At 69.6% G+C, this 17964-nt stretch carries 25 protein-coding genes; 7 read left to right on the forward strand and 18 right to left on the reverse strand.

Annotated elements, in window-relative coordinates:
* Window positions 1-24: 24 nt before the first annotated feature.
* From Q7J26_RS16800 to Q7J26_RS16835, 8 genes are all read right to left on the reverse strand, one after another.
* Window positions 25-555 (reverse strand): phage tail tape measure protein, encoded by a 531-nt coding sequence (locus Q7J26_RS16800; RefSeq protein ID WP_304937500.1) that lies wholly within the window; start codon window positions 553-555, stop codon window positions 25-27.
* Window positions 545-721: a phage tail assembly chaperone gene (locus Q7J26_RS16805; protein ID WP_370651962.1), complete on the reverse strand. Its 177-nt coding sequence runs from the start codon at window positions 719-721 to the stop codon at window positions 545-547. The genes Q7J26_RS16800 and Q7J26_RS16805 overlap by 11 nt, the downstream gene beginning before the upstream one ends.
* Window positions 722-741: 20 nt before the next feature.
* On the reverse strand, window positions 742-1062 hold the full coding sequence (locus tag Q7J26_RS16810; protein WP_304937501.1) for a GTA-gp10 family protein: 321 nt from the start codon (window positions 1060-1062) through the stop codon (window positions 742-744).
* Between the two features lie 11 nt (window positions 1063-1073).
* Window positions 1074-1484, reverse strand: a complete 411-nt coding sequence (locus Q7J26_RS16815) for a phage major tail protein, TP901-1 family (RefSeq protein ID WP_304937502.1) — start codon at window positions 1482-1484, stop codon at window positions 1074-1076.
* On the reverse strand, window positions 1481-1894 hold the full coding sequence (locus Q7J26_RS16820; protein WP_304937503.1) for a DUF3168 domain-containing protein: 414 nt from the start codon (window positions 1892-1894) through the stop codon (window positions 1481-1483). Before Q7J26_RS16820 ends, Q7J26_RS16815 begins: the two co-directional genes overlap by 4 nt.
* A complete protein-coding gene (locus Q7J26_RS16825) occupies window positions 1891-2187 on the reverse strand; it encodes a phage head-tail adapter protein (protein WP_304937504.1) in 297 nt (98 codons plus the stop codon). Before Q7J26_RS16825 ends, Q7J26_RS16820 begins: the two co-directional genes overlap by 4 nt.
* Complete coding sequence (locus Q7J26_RS16830; RefSeq protein ID WP_304937505.1) at window positions 2184-2450, reverse strand: head-tail connector protein; 267 nt, start codon at window positions 2448-2450, stop codon at window positions 2184-2186. Before Q7J26_RS16830 ends, Q7J26_RS16825 begins: the two co-directional genes overlap by 4 nt.
* A 193-nt stretch (window positions 2451-2643) precedes the next feature.
* On the reverse strand, window positions 2644-3885 hold the full coding sequence (locus Q7J26_RS16835; protein ID WP_304937506.1) for a phage major capsid protein: 1242 nt from the start codon (window positions 3883-3885) through the stop codon (window positions 2644-2646).
* Between the two features lie 125 nt (window positions 3886-4010).
* Here Q7J26_RS16835 and Q7J26_RS16840 point away from each other — a divergent pair, with 125 nt between their 5' ends.
* Window positions 4011-4388, forward strand: a complete 378-nt coding sequence (locus tag Q7J26_RS16840; protein WP_304937507.1) for a hypothetical protein — start codon at window positions 4011-4013, stop codon at window positions 4386-4388.
* Window positions 4389-4409: 21 nt separating this feature from the next.
* On the opposite strand, the gene Q7J26_RS16845 is transcribed toward Q7J26_RS16840, so the two are convergent.
* From Q7J26_RS16845 to Q7J26_RS16855, 3 genes are all read right to left on the reverse strand, one after another.
* The gene (locus Q7J26_RS16845; protein ID WP_304937508.1) at window positions 4410-4832 is read right to left on the reverse strand and encodes an HK97 family phage prohead protease; all 423 of its coding nucleotides are present in this window, start codon (window positions 4830-4832) and stop codon (window positions 4410-4412) included.
* 182 nt (window positions 4833-5014) lie between these two features.
* A complete protein-coding gene (locus Q7J26_RS16850) occupies window positions 5015-5242 on the reverse strand; it encodes a hypothetical protein (RefSeq protein ID WP_008260383.1) in 228 nt (75 codons plus the stop codon).
* Window positions 5239-6408, reverse strand: a complete 1170-nt coding sequence (locus Q7J26_RS16855; RefSeq protein ID WP_304937509.1) for a phage portal protein — start codon at window positions 6406-6408, stop codon at window positions 5239-5241. Before Q7J26_RS16855 ends, Q7J26_RS16850 begins: the two co-directional genes overlap by 4 nt.
* Before the next feature lie 94 nt (window positions 6409-6502).
* On the opposite strand from Q7J26_RS16855, the gene Q7J26_RS16860 reads away from it, so the two are divergent.
* Complete coding sequence (locus tag Q7J26_RS16860) at window positions 6503-6781, forward strand: type II toxin-antitoxin system Phd/YefM family antitoxin (RefSeq protein ID WP_304937510.1); 279 nt, start codon at window positions 6503-6505, stop codon at window positions 6779-6781.
* A gap of 55 nt (window positions 6782-6836) precedes the next feature.
* Here Q7J26_RS16860 and Q7J26_RS16865 read toward each other — a convergent pair whose 3' ends face one another.
* The 6 genes from Q7J26_RS16865 to Q7J26_RS16890 form a co-directional block, all read right to left on the reverse strand.
* Window positions 6837-8006, reverse strand: coding sequence for a DNA-packaging protein (locus tag Q7J26_RS16865; protein ID WP_304937511.1), 1170 nt, complete (start codon window positions 8004-8006; stop codon window positions 6837-6839).
* Window positions 7978-8388 (reverse strand): hypothetical protein, encoded by a 411-nt coding sequence (locus tag Q7J26_RS16870; RefSeq protein WP_304937512.1) that lies wholly within the window; start codon window positions 8386-8388, stop codon window positions 7978-7980. Before Q7J26_RS16870 ends, Q7J26_RS16865 begins: the two co-directional genes overlap by 29 nt.
* 205 nt (window positions 8389-8593) lie before the next feature.
* Window positions 8594-9055 (reverse strand): YcgN family cysteine cluster protein, encoded by a 462-nt coding sequence (locus Q7J26_RS16875; protein WP_304937525.1) that lies wholly within the window; start codon window positions 9053-9055, stop codon window positions 8594-8596.
* A 44-nt stretch (window positions 9056-9099) separates the two neighbouring features.
* The gene (locus Q7J26_RS16880) at window positions 9100-10146 is read right to left on the reverse strand and encodes a chemotaxis protein (RefSeq protein WP_304937513.1); all 1047 of its coding nucleotides are present in this window, start codon (window positions 10144-10146) and stop codon (window positions 9100-9102) included.
* A gap of 108 nt (window positions 10147-10254) precedes the next feature.
* Window positions 10255-10593, reverse strand: a complete 339-nt coding sequence (locus Q7J26_RS16885; RefSeq protein WP_304937514.1) for a multidrug efflux SMR transporter — start codon at window positions 10591-10593, stop codon at window positions 10255-10257.
* Between the two features lie 10 nt (window positions 10594-10603).
* The gene (locus tag Q7J26_RS16890) at window positions 10604-11182 is read right to left on the reverse strand and encodes a TetR/AcrR family transcriptional regulator (protein WP_304937515.1); all 579 of its coding nucleotides are present in this window, start codon (window positions 11180-11182) and stop codon (window positions 10604-10606) included.
* Window positions 11183-11375: 193 nt separating this feature from the next.
* Here Q7J26_RS16890 and Q7J26_RS16895 point away from each other — a divergent pair, with 193 nt between their 5' ends.
* Window positions 11376-13193, forward strand: coding sequence for an ABC-F family ATP-binding cassette domain-containing protein (locus Q7J26_RS16895; RefSeq protein WP_304937516.1), 1818 nt, complete (start codon window positions 11376-11378; stop codon window positions 13191-13193).
* Here Q7J26_RS16895 and Q7J26_RS16900 read toward each other — a convergent pair.
* Window positions 13190-13366: a hypothetical protein gene (locus tag Q7J26_RS16900; protein WP_304937517.1), complete on the reverse strand. Its 177-nt coding sequence runs from the start codon at window positions 13364-13366 to the stop codon at window positions 13190-13192. The two genes, Q7J26_RS16895 and Q7J26_RS16900, sit on opposite strands and share 4 nt — an antisense overlap.
* A gap of 95 nt (window positions 13367-13461) precedes the next feature.
* Between Q7J26_RS16900 and Q7J26_RS16905 the strand changes: the two genes are divergently transcribed.
* From Q7J26_RS16905 to Q7J26_RS16920, 4 genes are all read left to right on the forward strand, one after another.
* The gene (locus Q7J26_RS16905; protein ID WP_304937518.1) at window positions 13462-14442 is read left to right on the forward strand and encodes an alpha/beta hydrolase; all 981 of its coding nucleotides are present in this window, start codon (window positions 13462-13464) and stop codon (window positions 14440-14442) included.
* 89 nt (window positions 14443-14531) lie between these two features.
* A complete protein-coding gene (locus Q7J26_RS16910) occupies window positions 14532-15515 on the forward strand; it encodes a sensor histidine kinase (RefSeq protein WP_304937519.1) in 984 nt (327 codons plus the stop codon).
* Between the two features lie 620 nt (window positions 15516-16135).
* Window positions 16136-17320 (forward strand): energy transducer TonB, encoded by a 1185-nt coding sequence (locus Q7J26_RS16915; protein ID WP_304937520.1) that lies wholly within the window; start codon window positions 16136-16138, stop codon window positions 17318-17320.
* A 44-nt stretch (window positions 17321-17364) separates the two neighbouring features.
* A partial coding sequence (locus Q7J26_RS16920) for an ABC transporter substrate-binding protein (RefSeq protein ID WP_304937521.1) occupies window positions 17365-17964 on the forward strand: 600 nt, incomplete at its 3' end.

Below are 17964 nucleotides of genomic sequence, written 5' to 3' on the forward strand. Positions count from 1 at the left end.
CCCGTCCTCGACGGGGCGGCGTTTCTACATCCGCCGCGCCCCCAGGCTGACCGCCCGCGCCAGCATCTGGGCGATCTGGGCCTCGGACCGCAGCAGAGCCTGCGCCCCGCCGTCCACCGCCACATTGACCGTCACCCCGCCGCTCGACACCGGCCCGACCTCGCCGCTCGTCGCGGGCCGAAACACCTCCGGTCCGCGCTCCCCGACCAGATAGGCTGCACCGCCCAGCACCGGCCCCCCGTCGGCCCGCGCCCCGCTGAAACTGCTCATCGCCGCTTGGATCGCCGCGCTCAGTCCGCCGCCCGATCCACCCGATCCCGCCGCCGCGTTCACCGCATTCAGCACCGCCTTCGCCAGTTCCGACAGCGACACCTCCCCGTCCGCCGCCGCCCGCGCCAGCGACCGGGTCAGACTGTCGCCCGCCCGTCCGAACGCCGCCTCGATCGCATTGGCCGCATCCTCCGCCGGCCCCTTCAGCGCCTCCAGCGCCGCCGCCGCCTCGGCGGCCTTCAGCGGCACATCATCGATCCCGCTCCGCCCGAACTCATCCGCCATCCGGCCAGTCCTCCATCAGTTTCGCCAGGCCCGCCCGCCCCATCGGCGCCGTCCCACGCGGCGCCTCGGTCAGCATCCGCCATTCCTTCAGCGACAGCCGCCAGAAGGCTTCGGGCGTCACCCCCATCCGCATCGCCGCCCGCAGCATCTCGCCCCACGGGGTCAATTGGGACGTCTGTTCCGCCGTCACCGCGCCGCCGCCTCGAACGCCGCCGCCACCGCCCGCGCCGCCTCGCGCGGCTCGACCCCGGCCACATCCAACGCCTCCCCGCCCCCGCGCAGCACCGCCGCCAGCACCACCATCAGGTCGCGCGCCGACAGAAGCTTCATCCGCTCCGCCACCGCCGCCAGCCCCTCGACCGCCAAGCCGGTCTCGATCTCCGCCAACGCGCCCAGCGTCAGACACACCCGACGCCGCACCCCGCCCAGCATCACCCCCGCCTCGCCGCGCGCACCAATCTCCCCCCCTTGGGGGGAGAGGGCCGCCCCGCGGCCTGAGGGGGGCAAATCCCCGCCGCTCATATCGCCGAAAACCCGATCTCCCCGGCGCTGGCCAGGCTCAGCGCAAACGTCGCCTCCCCCTCATGCTCGCCGGCGTATTCCAGCGCCGCCACCAGGAACGGTCCCTCCAGCACGCCGAAGTCCGGCACCACCAGCCGCCACCGTTTCGCCGCCTGATCGAAGAAGGCCTCGCGCACCAGGGCGTCGGACGCCGCGTCGCGGAAGATCCCCTGCCCGGACACCGCCGCCGACTTGACCCCGGCCCCCGCCAGCAGCTCGCGCCACCGCCCGGCGCTGTCGCCGTCGGTCGCATCCACCGTTCGCGCGTTCAGCGAAATCGTCCGCGCCCTCAACCCCGCCACCGTCGTGAACACGCCCGGCGCGCCCTCGACCTTCAGCAGCATGTCCTTGCCCGCCTGTGCGGTCATCGGCCTTCTCCCATGTCTTCCGTCACCGCCCTCAGCCGCACCACCGCATAGGTCCGCCGCCCATCCCCGGCCCGGACCACCTCTGCGGCGGCCGCTCTCAGGGTCGCCGTCCGCACCCCGTCGGCCTCCAGCACCGTCTCGTGCAGACACGCCCGCACGGCCGCCGCCACCGCCTTGGCCTCTTCCGATCCGGCGAAGCGCGACACCCCGGTCAGGGTCAGCCTCTGTTCGACCCCGCATCCGTCGGCCGCCACCGGCCGGCTGTCGCACCGGCCGATCACCAGATGCGGATGCTCCGCCCCCTCCGGCGCCTGATCGAACACACGCCCGCCCACCAGGGCCGCCACCGCCGCATCCCCCTTCAGCGCCGCCAGCACGGCCTTTTGCAGCGCGCTTTCATGATCCCTCATCGGCGCCGCTCCAGCCCCAGCTTCACCCGCCCCGGCCGCAGATCCTGAGCCGTGACCACGGCCCAGTCCGCCCCGCCGAACCGCAGCACCCGCCCGACCGTCAGCCGCCCATCGGCCCGCGCCTCGGCGTCCAGGGTCTCCACCGTCCGCCTCTGATCCCCCTCGCCCCGCTCGGTCCGGCGCCGCGTCCCGCATTTCAGCCAGGCCGACCCCACCGCCTCAAACGTCACGCTCCGCCCGCCGTAAGGCGTCTCCGCCTCCACCGCCCGGAACAAGCCCGCCAGCGTCCTCACAGCCGCACCCCTCGGTAGGGCGCGACCCAATCATCGACCGGCGCCAGGGCGACATCCGCCTCTCCCCGCTCATAGGCCCGCAGCACCAGCATCAGGATCGCCAGTCTCAACCCCGCCGGCGAGGTGGAGGTCAGGCTCAACCCCACATCCGCCTCCACCCGCGCCTGGGCCGCCGCGATCAGGGTCTGGATCAGTCCGTCCTCCGCCTCATGCTCCACCCGCAAAAACAGCTTCGCCTCCGCCACCGTCACCGGCTGCGCCATGGCAATCTCCCTTGTCGAATTCAGAACTCTCCCTCCCCCACGGGGGAGGCGCGTCGCGCAGCGACGGGGTGGGGCGGGCCAGGCGACCCGGACTCGGTTTCCCTGCCGCCCCCACCCGGCCGCTCACGCGGCCTGCCCTCCCCCGCAGGGGGAGGGAGAAACCGAGCGACACTCGCCGCTCGTCACGCCGCGACTAGCCCGCGCTGAACCGCATCACCTTGATCGCGTCGAAGTTCTGCACCCCGCCGCCGACCCGCTTGGTCGTGTAGAACAGCACATAGGGCTTGGCCGAATAGGGATCGCGCAACACCCGCACCCCCGCCCGATCCACGATCAGATACCCGCGCTGGAAGTCGCCGAACGCGATGGACAGGCTGTTGGCCGCCACGTCCGGCATGGTCTCGATCTCGGTGACCGGATAGCCCAGCAGCGACGCCGTCTCGCCCAGCCGCGTCGCCGGCTGCCAGATATAGTTGCCGTCCGCGTCCTTGAACTTGCGCACGGCCGAGACCGTCTTGCGGTTCATCACGAACCGCCCGTTCGGCCGGTACTGGGCCTTGGGCGCATAGACCAGGTCGATCAGCCGGTCCGCCGGACTGGTCGGGGCGAACCCGCCCGCCGCGCCCGACGCCACAGAACCGATCTGACCCCAGGTCTGGTCCCCGTCCGCCACGGTCGGATAGGTCAGGAAGCCCTTGGGCTTGTTCACCCCGTCGCCGTTGACGAAGGCCTGGGTCTCCTGGGCCGCAAAGGCGTCCTCGACCTCGGCCGCCAGCCATTCGTCCAGATCGACCATGGCGTCGTCCAGCAGGGCCTGGGTCGCCGCAGGACTGGCGTACAGATCGGCCGAGGGGAACTCCAGCAGGGCCAGGGTCGCCGGGTCCGTCTCGGGCCGCGCGGCCGTTTCCGCCACCCAGCCGCAGGCCACGCCCGCCGTCGACACCGGCTTACGGAACACACCCGCCGCCACTGTCCGCACCGTGGCGATCTCGCGCATCGGCGACGCCGCCATCAGCCGACGCTCGATGGCCCGCTCGGTCTCATACGGCACGACATAGCCGCCCGAGGTCGCCCCGCCCGACAGCCCCGCCTTGACCTCCAGGGCGCCAGACTGACCCGTCTTCAGATACCCGTCCCACGCCGCCTTCGCCTCCGGCGCAGACGCCGGTTCGACCGGCTCGCCCCCAATCACCGGACGCCGGCCCTGGCTCATCACCCGATCCAGCCGCGCCTGCGCCGCCGCCACCGCCTGGTCGATCCGCGCCACCTTCTCCTCCAGCAGCACATCGGCCGCCGCCTTCTTCTCGATCTCGCCCAGTCGGACGTCGTTCGCCCCTTTGAACGCCTCGAACGCCGCCATCATCTCATGCACGACAGCCTGCGCCCCAGAACCCGCAAGAATGGGCGAGCCGGAAGCCTGTTTGGTCTCTTTCATGATGTCTCCGTTGAATGCGCCCGTCGTCGGCGCCTTGTGATCCGGGCTCGCCCGAAACCTGTGATTGACGGCTGCCGCCCGTCAAAAAGCGTGCTAACCCCCGCTCAGATCTGGGAGTTTCATGCATGTTCAGTCTTGTTCTGGCCTTTTCCGGCGCGCTGGCGTTTCAAACCCCGCCTGACGTGTCCACCCTGCCGCCCGAACAGGCCGCGCAGGTCAGCAAGGTCTTCGCCGGCATGACCCGCATGTTCGAAACCCTGGGGACCTGCGAACGTCAGTTCCCACCCGAAGTCGGGGCTCGCATCCGCGCCTCGATGACCGCCGAGACCGACCCGGACAAGAAGGCCGCAGCGGCCTTTTTCCTGGACGCCTATGACAAGGGCAAGGCGTCCCCGCGCGCCGCCACCATCTCATCCGACGAATGCACTGCGGAAATGCAGGCCATCACCGCCGAGATGCAGGCGCTCCAGACCGAGATCGAAGCCGACGCAGCCGAAGACTGAAGGGTCTGAAACGCGAAACGTCTATCCCCGTCGAGACGACGGTCCGGTCGTAACAGCCGTAAACCGCGCCCCCGGCAGCATGGGAAACGTCACCAGCGACACCTCCCAAAGCTCCACCCCGCTCAGCACCCTCAGCCGCCCCTGGCGCCGCGCCCGCGCCGTGCGGTATCCGATCGACAGACCGTCCATCGCCCCCGCCCGGCTCAGCGCCCCGGCGAACCGCGCCTCGGCCGACCAGTCTTCGATCCGGCCACGCACGAACAGACCGCGTTCGTCCTCGATGATCGTGTCCCAGACCCCGACCGGCGCCCGCGCGTCATGCTGGTTCAGCATCCGCACCCCCTCGGCGCCCGTCTTCGCCAGACTGTCCGCAAACGCCCCGGCCTGCACCACATCCCCGTTCAGATCGGCCACGCCCCACAGGGAGGCGTAGCCTTCGATCACCAGCGGCTCGCCGCCTCTCCCTCCCCCTGCGGGGGAGGGGGGTCGAGCCGCAGGCGAGACCGGGTGGGAAGGGCCAGGCGATGCATTCCCCGTCTGTGCGCCCTTGCCCTGCCGCCCCCACCCGGTCGCTTCGCGCGCCCCCTCCCCGGAACGGGGAGGGAGAAGATCGTGCGCCAATCCCCTCATCCGCCCTCCAGCCTCCGCTCGATCCGCTCCACCGCCGCCGCCGTCGCCTCCCCTTGCGTCTCCAGCCGCGCCAGCCGTTCGGCCACCAGCCTCTGCTCGCCCACCCTCTGTTCCAGGGTCGCGATCCGCGCCGCCGCGCCCCCGGCCCAGACCAGCCCCCCGACCGTCTGCACCGCCAGGGCGGCGATCAGGGCCGCCACGGCCTTCTTCACCGCATCGCTCATTCGCCCACCCCCGCCATCCGTCGCCGCTCCTCGTTCGTCAGGAAACTGGCCGCCTCCAGCCGCGCCCACAGACTGTCGCGCTCGACCTGAAGGGCCGGCACCGCCTCCAGGTCCGCCCGCACCTCGCAGCCGGGAAACCGTCCGCCCAGCCAGCCCGTCATCGCCCCCGCCGCCTTGCGCACCAACGGCGTGACCGTCTGCCGCCAGAAGGCCGTGTTGGCCTCGCGATAGTTGGCGTAGGTGGCGTCCCCCGGTATCCCCAGCAGCTGCGGCGGAACCCCGAAGGCCAGGGCGATCTCGCGCGCCGCCGCATGTTTGCCGGCGACGAAATCCATCTCGGCCGGCGTCAGGCTCAGCGGCTTCCAGTCCATCCCGCCCTCCAGCAGGATCGGCCGCCCGGCGTTCTCGGCCCCGGAATAGGCGGACGACAGCTGGTCCTTCAGCGCCTCGAACTGCCCGTCCGTCAGCCGCTCGCCCTTCTGCGCCCCATAGACCAGCGCCCCCGACGGCCGCGCGGCATTGTCCAGCAGGGCCTTGTTCCAGGCCCCCGCCGCATTGTGCGCATCCACCCCCTGCGCCGCCGCCTCCAGCGGCGACAGCCCGTACCAGTCGTCCAGCGGGTGCCACAGTTTCAGCTGCATCACCGGCCCCCAGCCGTCCGACGCCCGTCCGATCCGCGCCGACCGCCCGTCGACGCAATACTCCCACGCCTCGGGCCAGCCCGATCGGCCAGGAACCACCTTCACCCGGTCCGACCTCAGCGCCCACAGCTCCTCCGGGACTTCGTCACCGACCGCCTCGACCCAGGCGTTGCCCGACACCTGCAGCGCGCCATAGACCGCCTCCATCAGCTCCGCCCCCGACTGTTCGGGATTGGGCCGGCGGATCAGCCGCGCCAAAGGATGGGCCTCGTCCCTCACCCCTTCGACAAACACCGCAAAGGGCGCAGAGGCCGCCGCCTCCGCGATCATCCGGATGCAGCGATAGGCCACCGCATTCTTCTGATACCCCTCGCGCGCCAGGCTGGCGTAGTCATTGGACGTCCACCGCGCCCGCCCCACGCCTGACAGCAGCACCGCCGCCCGACTGGCCTTCTCTTCGGGCGCCCCCCGATTTGGCGCACGCCCGCGCCCCGCCTGGCCGAACGGCCACCGGATCGAAACCATCACACTCTCCCTGAAACCTATTTCCCCCGACGAGGTGGAGCCGCCGGATCGGCGCTCAGTTTCGGCCCGCCCCGTGCCGTGCTAGTCTTCACCCATGACGATCCACGTCGACATCGCCCGGTCGCACGCCACCCTGGCCGAACTCGCCGCCCAGGCCGAGAACGGCGAGGAAATCGTCCTGTCCCGCGACGGTCAGGCCGTCGCCGTCATCCGCGCCGCAACGGTCCCTGAAACGCTCCGCCCCAGCCTCCGCATCGGCGCCCTGGCCCACCTCGGCCCCCTGACCGACGAAGAAGCGACCCTCTTCCTTCAGCCGGACCCTGAATTCATAGAGGCGTCTGAGTCTGCAGACGAAGACCATCTCTATCGTTGAGCGGCGGCACGCTCGACACACACGTTTCGATGTGGAGCCTGTTCGTGCGCGAACATCACAGTCGCCGGATCCTCGGCCCCTCCGTCGCCTTCCCCAGCATCAGTTGCGACACCGCCCACACCAGGGCGTCCGCCCGGTCCGGGCTAGGCCCGCCCTCGCACCCCAGGGCCAGCATCTCCTCCTCCAGGGCCGGGAAGTCCCCGCAATGCACCACCCGCCCCTGCTCATAGAGCAGGGCCACCGGCTCGGCCCGCGCGGCCTTGGACCGCGAGGCGTGCAGCAGTTCGACCGGCGCCGGACAGTCGGCTTGTCTCAGGACGTTGCGCACCATCTCCCCGCCCTGATTGGCCTCGGCCGCCACCCCCTGGGCGTCGAAATCCCGCGCCGCCTGACACACCGCCGCGGCCCAGCCGCCGGGCGACATCCCCCGCACCGTCCGGTCGGCCAGGATGAAGGCCTGCCGGTCCTTGCGCCCCGCCACCACGATGCCGCAGGCGTCGCCGTGGGCGCTCGCGGGCGGGTCGACCGCCACGATCACCCGGTCCAGCTCGGCCGGCCGGCTTCCCCGCGCCCGTTTCAGATCCTCGATCCCGAACAGGGCGCCCTCGCCTTCGACCACCTGCCCTTCCAGCTCCTGCGCCGCCAGCCGCGTCCCGCCGTACACATCGGTCAGATGGGCCAGAAAGCCCGGCGACAGATTCTTGGCGTTCAGGGCCGTGGCCGCCCGATCCACCCGCGTCCCCGCCTCGGCCATCAGCCGCCGCAGCGCCGGGATCGGCCGGGGCGTCGTCGTCACAGCCAGCCGGGGATCCTCCCCCAGACGCAGACCGAATCTCAGGTTCGACAGCACCGCCTCGGGCTTGCGCCAGGCGCAGAACTCGTCGGCCCAGGCGGCGTGGAACTGCGGCCCGCGCAGACTGTCCGGATCCTCCGCCGAAAAGGCGTAGGCGGCCGAGCCGTTCTTCCACAGCAACCGCCGCCGCCCCGCCTCCCAGCGCGGCCGGTCGCCAGGCTCGGCCAATGCCTTGATCCCCGATACGCCCTCGACCATCACCTCGCGCACATCGTGCAGGGCGGGTCCGACCAGGGCCAAATTGACCTTGGACTTGCGCGCCAGGGTGTCGATCCAGACCGATCCGGCGAAGGTCTTCCCCGATCCCCGCCCGCCCAGCAAAAGCCAGGTGGACCAGCCGGGCTTAGGCGGTTCGATCTGGTGATCGTTCACCAGGGCCTTGCGGGCCTCCCGTCTCAGGATGGCCCCCTCCAGCTTGTCGATCTCGCTTGCTCTCGATGATCGCTTCGATCCGATCGCAGTTAGCGGCCAACTCGCGTCGCAGTCGCTCGTCCTCTTCGGGGTCGTAGATCCGTCCACCCATCTCGTCCTCTTCGCTGTCTTCGGCCTCGACGCGCGGCCGGATCGCATCCACCAGCTTGGCGGCGCGCGCGATCACCCCGGCGCGACGCGCCAGCTTTTCCGCCTCGTCCAGGGTCTCGGGTTCCTCGCTGCAGATCATGTCGGTCGCACGCTCGACCGCCGTCTTCAGCCGTTCGAACAGGGACGCCAGCCAGCTGCCGCCCGTTCCGCTCTCTTCGCTTTTTCCCGCCATGCCCAAACCATAGCGCACCAGCGTACTCAGGCTGGAAACTCGCCCCGAGAAAAGCATAAGCGTTTGTATTTAAGAGATTTGGACCAGCGTCATTGTGACAGTTGACGCCGGAAGCCTGACATAATCGGCCTCAAGCAGCGCGAAGCGCGGTAGGCCAAAAATCAGCCTCAAGCAGCGCGAAGCGCGGTAGGCCCAGCAAAAAGCCCTACCCGCGTTCGACCGCCCACTCCGGCGCCTCGAAATCCAGCGCATCCTCCGGCTGGGCCAGCGACAGCTCCGAGATAGTCTGCCCCCGCACCGACACCCCGGCCGTATGCACCGTCTCCGGATCGCCCGAGACCAGCGGATGCCAGGCCGCCAGCGGCCGCCCCTCGTGCAGCCGGCGATAGGCGCAGGACTTGGGCATCCACGCCAGGCTCTGGATATTGTGCGGCGTCAGCTTGATGCAGTCCGGCACCTGGGCCTTGCGGTTCGCATAGTCGGCGCAGGTACAGGCGGCGGAATCGAACAGTTTGCAGTGGACCCGCGTCGGGATCACCGCGCCCGAATCCTCGTCCTCGAACCGGATCACGCAGCACAGGCCGCACCCGTCGCACAGGCCCTCCCACTCGGCCGGAGACATCTCGACCAGGGTCTTGGTTTCCCAATAGGGCTGAAGCGGGGACAGGACTGGGATCATGGGACGGCGCGCCTAATCGGTGGATGCGGCGATCAGATGGCGGCCGCGTCCTGGACCAGGCACCCATACCACCCCAGACCCTCATAGGTCTCGTATCCGGGCGTGCGGGCGTAGCCGACGGTCCGGTCGCCGTTGGCGTAGCTGCCCATGCCGCCGCCCGCCACATCCAGTTTCACCGTCTCGCTCAGCACCCCGACCCCGTCCGAAGCGGCCAGCACCCGGTGCTTCTGGTCCAGCAGCAGCACCCGCGTCCGGGTCCGCTCGTCGGGCGTCAGCCGCACCCCGTCCACCACAGTCTGCGCCTGGCTCTGCCAGTCGAAATGAATGCCCAGCACCCCGATCACGGCCCCTTTCGCCAGGCCGCCCTTGCGGATGGCCGTCGCATAGGTCGCTGTCGGCGCCCCGTTCAGCGCCTCCAGCCGCGCGATGTCCGCCACCGCGAAATCATCGCCCGACTTGGTCGCCATGGCGTCGCGGAACCACGACATGTCCCGCGCCGACTGCCCCTGGACCGCGTAGCGATCCGGCCGTCCATTGGCCACGACCACGCCGTTCCGGTCGCAGATCCACAGGTCCAGATAGACGGTATAGGCGTCCAGAATCACCTTCAGCCTCTGGCTGGCGTGCTCCGCCCGGGCGGCGTCGGGTTCGGCGACGCAGTCCACCACCGCGCTGTCGGTCGCCCACCAGCGCACGTCGCACGTCCGCTCGTACAGGTTCCGGTCGATGATCTCGATGGCGTTCAGCGCCAGATCCGCCAGCCTCTGCCCGCGCAACTGGCTCAGGATCGCCCCGCCGATGGCCGACAGCTCCGTCAGGTCGCCCCGCACCTGCTGCTCCAGGGCGCCGGCGATGTCGTCGATCTGGCCCGAGATCCGCTTGAACTCCTCGGCCACCACCATGAAGCTGCGTCCGGCCTCGCCGCTGCGCGCGGCCACGACCTGGGCGTTGACCACCAGCATCTTGGCGGCTCGGTTGACCGAGGCGATCTCGCCGATCTTCTCGCCCGCCACGGTGTTCAGCCGTTCGGACAGTTCGAGAATACGCTCGGGCCTGGCGCCCGCGCCCACGTCAGTCATCGGAGATCCCCACCTCGCCACCCTGGCGCGCCACAAGGGGAGGAGGGGCGAAACCGAAGATGCCCAAGCACCTAAAACCCTAAAACTTAATGCAATATAACCATGTTTTCAGTGACCGACGGTCTTTGAGAACAGGTTGATCACCACCACCCCGCCGATGATCATCGCCAGGCCCGCGATCGCCGGCCAATCCAGCCTCTGGCGGAAGGCGACGGCCCCGATCACCGAGATCGCCACCACCCCCAGCCCGCTCCAGATCGCATAGGCGATCCCCACCGGCATCTGTTTCAGCGCGACCGACAGCAGATAGAAGGCCAGGCCGTAACAGACCGCCATCCCCGCCGTGGGCCAGACCCGGGTGAACTGCTGGCTCTGCTGCAACAGGGTCGTGCCCACGACCTCCAGCCCGATGGCTCCCAGCAGGGCCGCCCAGGTGACGACACTCATGATTGGGGGCTCACGCCTCGTTGGCCGTGATCGGATGTCCGGGCGTCAGCAGCGACAACAGGGCCTGCCGCTGATCGGCGGACACGTCATGGATGCCGAACATGTCCGAGACCCACAGGCCGTCGGCCAGCAGCCGCAGCATCAGGGCGTCGTCGGCCCCGACCGGATCGCTGGGGTCGTCGACCTTGACCCGGTCGATCCACCCCCTCCAGCGCAGGGCCAGGGCCGGCTCGATGGCGCAGGCGGCCATGACCACCCGGCCGATGCTGACGTCCTGCGGCGTCACCGGCTCGATCACCGTCGCCCGCAGATAGGCCCGGGCGTTGCGGCCATAGGGTTCGGGGTCCCGCGCCGCCTCGGCCAGGATGCCGTCGGTGTGCATCTCGCCCAGATGATCGATCATCCCCTCCAACAGGGCGATCTTGCTGGGAAAATGATGCAGCAAGGCCCCCTTGCTGACCGTCGTCCGCGCCGCCACCGCATCCAGCGTAAAGCCCGAAGCCCCCAGTTCGGCGGCGACTTCCAGCGCCTTTTCGATGATTTCGGCCCGTGTATCGTCGGGTGCGCGGCGTCGTGTCGTTGTGTCCATACCGATACATACCAACCGGACGGTAAGCGATCAATCCCGAAGTCGGGCGCTGTGCTTACGGCCGCGCGACCGCCACACTGAGCTTTCCAGTGGAATCTCGGCGCCAGACCCCTTAGATCACCCCTGTTTCCGCCCCCTCCACCGCCGCGCGCGGTCCCCCTCCCCCGTTTCGCGGTGGAGGATCGAAAGTCACATGGCCGCCAGACCCCCTCTCGTCGCACTCAAGGACGTCCGCCTCCAGGACGGCCAGCGCCCCCTCTTCGACGGCGTCGACCTCGCGGTCGAACCGCGCAGCCGCGCCGCCCTCGTCGGCCGCAACGGCGCCGGCAAGTCCACCCTGATGAAGGTGGTCATGGGTCTGATCGAGCCCGACAGCGGCGACCGTTCGGTCCAGTCCGCCGTCCGCTTCGCCTATGTGCCGCAGGAACCCGACATCACCGGCGAAACCCTGCTGGACTACGCCTCGTCCGGCGAGGCCGAGACCTGGACCGCCGAGAGCTGGCTGGCCACCTTCGGCCTGGATCCCGAGAAATCGACGCAAGGGTTGTCTGGCGGCGAGACCCGCCGCGCCGCCCTGGCCAAGGCCTTCGCCGAAGAGCCCGACCTGCTGCTGCTGGACGAACCGACCAACCACCTGGACATCCTGGCCATCGAACTGCTGGAGACCGAGCTGCTCCAGGCCCGGCTGGCCCTGCTGGTCGTCAGCCACGACCGCGCCTTCCTGAACCGCGTCACCAACACCGTCCACTGGCTGGAGAACCGCCGCGTCCGCACCCTGAACAAGGGCTTCGTTGAGTTCGACGAATGGTCGTCCAAGGTCACGGAGGAAGAGGCCGAGTCCCTGCGTCGTCTGACCAAGACGATCGAGCGCGAGACCGCCACCTTCTACAGCTCCATCACCGCCCGCCGCAGCCGCAACGAAGGCCGCGCCCGCTCGCTGGACGCCCTGCGCGCCGAACGCGCCGAGAAGATGAAGGACGCCCCGCGCGAGCTCTATCTGGGCGTCGATTCCGGCGGCACGTCGGGCAAGCTGGTCGCCGAGATCAAGGGCGTGTCCAAGGGCTTCGCCGGCCGCACCCTGTTCCGCGACCTGACCACCCGCATCATGCGCGGCGACCGCCTGGGCGTCGTCGGCCCCAACGGCGCGGGCAAGACCACCCTGGTCAAGACCCTGCTGGGCGAACTGGCCCCGGACGAGGGCACCGTCCGCATGGGCTCCAACCTCGAGGCCGTCTATCTGGACCAGTCGCGCGAGGGGCTGAAGTCGGACATGACCCTGAGGGACGCCCTGACGCCGGGCGGCGGCGACAGCATCCTCGTGCGCGGCGTGTCCAAACATGTCGCCGCCTACGCCAAGGACTTCCTGTTTTCCGAGGCCCAACTGCGCCAGCCGATCTCGACCCTGTCGGGCGGCGAGCGCAACCGCCTGCTGCTGGCCCGGGCCCTGGCCAAGCCCGCCAATCTGCTGATCCTCGACGAACCGACCAACGACCTGGACATGGAGACGCTCGACAAGCTGGAAGAGCTGCTCGAGAACTATGACGGCACCCTGATCCTGGTCAGCCACGATCGCGACTTCATCGACCGGCTGTCCACCTCGACCCTGGCCCTGAACGGGCGCGGCGACATCGTCGAGACCCCCGGCGGCTGGACCGACTTCATCCGTCAGAACCCCGGCTTCCTGCGTCCCGGCGCCAATCCCCGTCCCCAGGACAAGGCCGCCGCCGAGCGCGCCGCCGAGGCCCCGGCGCCCGCCGTGGCCGCCAAGAAGGTTGGCAAGCTGACCTTCAAGGACGCCCACCGCCTGAAAGAGCTGGAGAGCCTGATCGAGGCCCTGCCCGGCCAGATCGCCAGACACGACGCGACCCTGGCCGACCCCGGCCTCTACGCCTGCGACCCCAAGGCCTTCGACGCCGCCATGAAGGCCGCCGACAAGGCCCGCGCCGACCTCGAGGCCGCCGAACTGGAATGGCTGGAGCTGGAAGAGAAGAAGGCGACGCTGGCGGGCTAGCCTTCCTTTTCGTCGCCTTCCGCAGGAGTCTTGGATCCCCCGCGGCGGTTCTGAGCCACGCCCACGGCGATGAAGGCGACGAGGCCGAAGGCGAACCACAGGCCGAAATCCTTGGTCAACAGGCCGATCAGCCCGAAGATCAGGAGGACGCCGAATGGAGTGAGCTTTTTCATGGCGCCGACCCTAGATCGGATTTCGGTGTTTGGCGAGTTGACCTACCCATCGGGCCCCTCTTGAAACCAATCCCGCCGTCACCCACTCCAGTGACATGACCCTGCGCACCCACGTCGTCGATTTCGCCCCCGCCCAGCAGGCGGCCGTGCGGCGGATCAACGCTGTCCTGGCCCGGGCGCCGCGCCTGCGCACCGACGCCTGGCGGATCGACGCCGGGCAGCGGCTGTCGCTGTGGCTGGATGCGGCGGCCGGGGCGATCACCGTGCCGCGTCTGCGCAAGCGCGGCGTCACGGTCGAGATCGTCCAGACCGACGGCGACCAGCCCGTCCCCTTGCGCATCCTGCGGCCCGAAGGTCCCCCTCGCGCCGTCATCCTGGACATCCACGGCGGCGGCTGGGTGTTGGGCAGCGCCGGGCTGAACGACCGGCTGAACGCCCATCTGGCCCGCCACGGCTTCTGCGTCGTCTCGGTGGATTACCGCCTGCTGTCCGAGCGGCGCCAAGTCTATATCGACGCCGCCATATCCGACTGTCTGGCCGCCGCCCACTGGACCGTGACCAATGTGGACCGGCTGGGCGCGGCGACCGTCTTCCTGACCGGCGAATCCGCCGGCGCCCATCTGGCGGCCCTGACCGCCGTGGCCCTGCGTGATCAGGGGCTGATCGACCTGGTCAAGGGCTGTGTCTTCACCTACGGCGTCTTCGACCTGTCGAGCACGGAAAGCGTTCGCTCGGCCGGTCCCGAGACCCTGTTGTTCAACGGTCCCACAATGCAGTCCGACCTGGCCCGGCTGGCGCCCGACCGTGACGAGGCGGGCCTGCGCCGTCCCGACGTCTCGCCCCTGTACGCCGACCTGACCGGCCTGCCGCCCGCCCTGTTCCTGGCCGGCGAATACGACCCGCTGTTCGAGGACAGCCTGCTGATGGCCACCCGCTGGGGCGAAGCCTCTGACGCCGACCTGATCCGCGTGCCCGAAGTCCCCCACGGCTTCCTGCATTTCGGCGGCCCGGCCGCGCGGGGGGCGCGGGGCGCGATCCGGCATTGGCTGAACGCTCGGCTCGCCACGGGGTCCTAAGTCGCTTTCGCGTTGTCGCCGGCCTTGATTACGCTTACCGCAGGAGCAGAACGTCGCATCACGTCGGCGGTAAGGGTCGGGAGCACAGCTTGAATCTGGCGTTGGTCCGCAGCAGGCCGATCTATGGCTATGGCCTGGCGATCTGCGCCTGGCTGACGGCCTTTGTCGTGCGGCTGTCGCTGGCCGACTGGTTCCCGCCCGGCTTCCCCTATCTGACCTTCTTCCCCGCCGTCGTGGTGGCCGCCTATTTCGCCGGTCTGGGACCGGCGGTGCTGACCGCCGTCCTGTCGGGCCTGACCGCCTGGTGGTTCTGGATCGGCGCGCCGGGCTTTGACTGGAGCACGGCGACGGGTCTGGCCCTGGGCTTCTATGTCTTCGTGGTCGCGGTCGACGTCTTCTTCATCGTGGGCATGAATTCGGCCACCGACAATCTGCGGCGCGAGGTGGCGCGCAACGCCGCCCTGGCCGAGAGCCGCGACCTGCTGCTGAAGGAGGTTCAGCACCGGGTCTCCAACAATATCCAGGTGGTCAGCAGCCTGCTGCGGCTCGAGGCGGGGATGTCGAAGGACCCCGCCGCTCGTCGCGCCCTCTCCGACGCCTCGGCGCGCACCGCCATGATCGCCAATGTGCAGCGCAGCCTGCTCGACGCCGACGGTTCGGCGGCGCCCTTCGACGACCTGGCGCGCCAGTTGGTCCTCGACGCCCTGAACGCCGCCGGCCGCACGGACGTGACCGTCGTTGTCGAGGAAGCCCGGCACGCCCTGACGGCGGACGAGGCCACGCCGGTCGTCCTGATCCTGTTGGAATGCGTCAACAACGCCCTGGAACACGCCTTCCCCGACAGTCCCGGCCGCATCCACGTCCGCCTGTATGAACAGGGGTCGGAACGCCGCCTGGAGGTGCGCGACGACGGGGCCGGACCGCCGCCAGACTTCGATCCCGCCAAGGGGCGCAGCCTGGGCCTGCGGATCGTCCTCGGCCTGGCGGATCAGCTTCACGGCCGCTTCAGCATCGTCGACGCCGCCCCCGGCGCCCTGTGTGTTCTCAGCTACCCCCGACCCGCCGCGCACTGACATCGCGCAACTGGGTTTCTGTGGACAAGACAAAACACTGATCCGCCAACGCGAATTCGATCCGTCCACCGATGTTCACAGACTTGTCCACCGCCGCCGGGCCAATCGTGCACATCGGGGCGAGTTCGGGCGCTTGCCTCATAGCGGGTTTCGCGAGAACGTCAACGGGCCGAGGGACACGGCGGCGCGGAAATCGGGGGAGACCCCGGCCTCAAGCGAACCGGCCCGGCTCTACGACCCGGCGCGATCGGGCGATCTTCGGATCGTAACGGGCGACGGGCGGGATCCACGGCCCCGGTCTTTTGACGGTCTAAGGATCGACAAGGACGGGGGAACCGGATCGGGATCGACGGACGACGCGGACGCAATGCCGTGGGACGCCAGAGACCCGGAGCGCGACAGGATACAGCCGACCGCCCTTTCGGGTTCGCTCGAAACGGCGCTGACGCCAAGGTCCAGACCCAGCCGGCCAAGTCCAACCCGGACTTGGCGAGGGGACGAAGAGCACGGGTTCCCCCCGAACGCTTCGTCCCCTCGCTCAATTCTGGCTCCGATTTCACACACTTACGCTAGACAGACGCCGCGCCATCTGCACCCATGCCGTGCAGTTGGAGGCCGTCATGCGTGCGATACAATTCCCTCTCTACGCCCTGGCCGCCGCCGCAGTTGCGGCAGGTTCGGCCAAAGCCGACCAACTGCCGGAATATGTCGGCCCACCCGTCATCATTCCGACGCCCCCGCCTCCGCCCATCATCGTAAGGACAGGCGCTCTGGCCGAACCGGTCGAGGCCGCCATACTGCGCGTGCCCCAGGCTGAGGCGACGTGCGAAGGGGTCGTGGTCGCTCCGACCTACAACGATCCCCTTGCCGCCGCGCCACAGCGTCAAGGCGCGTCGTACGGCGACGCGGTCCTGGCTTTCTCGATCGGCCCCGACGGACGGACCCTGGACATCCGCCCGGATGAGGGGCCGCCCATCCTGTTCGACACCCTCCAGGCCGGGCTCGCCGCCTGGCGTTTTCCGGCCCAGGCGCGCAAGGATTGCCGCCTGACCGTTCACTGGCGCGCGGTCGGCGTAGACGAAGCTGAAACGCCCGACCTGCTGAACTATTTCGCCGTCAACCGCGACCGTGGCGCCCTGCGCGACGCCGTGGCTAAACGTTTGGGTGGAGCTGGCGCCGACTGCGGCGACCGCTTCGGCGGACGGCGCCCCGCCGTCATGGCCTATCCTGACTTCCAAAAAGGTCATCGCCCGCCGCCCGGCGGACGCAGCTGGACCGTGGTCCGTTGGAACATCGACGCCGAGGGTCGTACGACCGATGTCGAGACTCTGGGCTCGTCCGGCGACGTCGATCTGGACGCCGAGGCCCGACGCGCCACCGCCGACAGCCGTATGCACCCCGGCCCGGCCCGCGTCGGCTGCGTCTACAACTTCTACCGCCTGGGCGAGACTCTGGAGGCTCCCCCCATGCCTCCGGAGGACCAGCGGCAAGATCTTCTTCAGCAGTGCCCGCCGGCTGTCGCCGAACGCTTCAAGGTCCGATCCCATCTGGGTTTCCCGAGAGCATTCCGCGACCGCTCCATCGAGGGCTGGGCTCTGATCCGCTTCGATATCGCCCCCTGGGGCCAGATCGGCAACGCCTCGGTGATCGAGGCCCAGCCGGCCGCCGCCTTCGGCGTCGACGCCCTGCGGCTGGTGCAGTCCAGCCAGGCCACGCCGGGGTTCGAGGCCGGCGTCCGGTGCGTTGTTCCCGTCCGCTACAAGCTGCGGGACGAAACGGCTGCGCCCGACGTGGATCAGAACTGAACCCCCGCCTTCCCAAGGCCCCCATCCCCCCGTAAAGCAGGGCCATGATCCAGCTTGGGAATCGCCTGCTGACCCGTCGCCGCGCCCTGCTCGCGGGCGGTGCGGCCGTGGTCGGGGGGGCGGCGCTGGGCCTGCGCGCCTGTGACCGCTCAGAGGCGCCGGTGGATGAGCAGGGCCGGGTGCGGCTGCGTTTCGCCACCGACTGGCGGGCTCAGGCCGAGCAGGGCGGCTTCTACCAGGCCCTGGCGACCGGCGCCTATGAGAAGCGCGGGCTGAACGTCCAGATCGTCCAGGGCGGGCCGGGCGTGAACGTGCCGCAGCTGCTGGCCTCGGGCGCCGTCGAACTGGGCATGGGGTCCAACAGCTTCATCCCGATGAACCTGGTCGCGGCCGGCGCACCCGTTAAGGCCGTCGCCGCCTTCTTCCAGAAGGACCCCCAGGTCCTGATCGCCCACCCCGATCCGGCGCTGGAGACCATCGCCGATCTGGCCGGCCGGCCCTTCCTGCTGGCCGACGCCTCGATCAACGCCTTCTGGGTCTGGCTGAAGGCCAAATACGGCTTCACCGACGACCAGGTGCGCAAATACACCTTCAACCTGGCGCCCTTCCTGGCCGACGAGCGGGCGGTGCAGCAGGGCTATCTG

This window comes from Brevundimonas sp. (assembly GCF_030656255.1).
Classification (GTDB): Bacteria; Pseudomonadota; Alphaproteobacteria; order Caulobacterales; family Caulobacteraceae; genus Brevundimonas.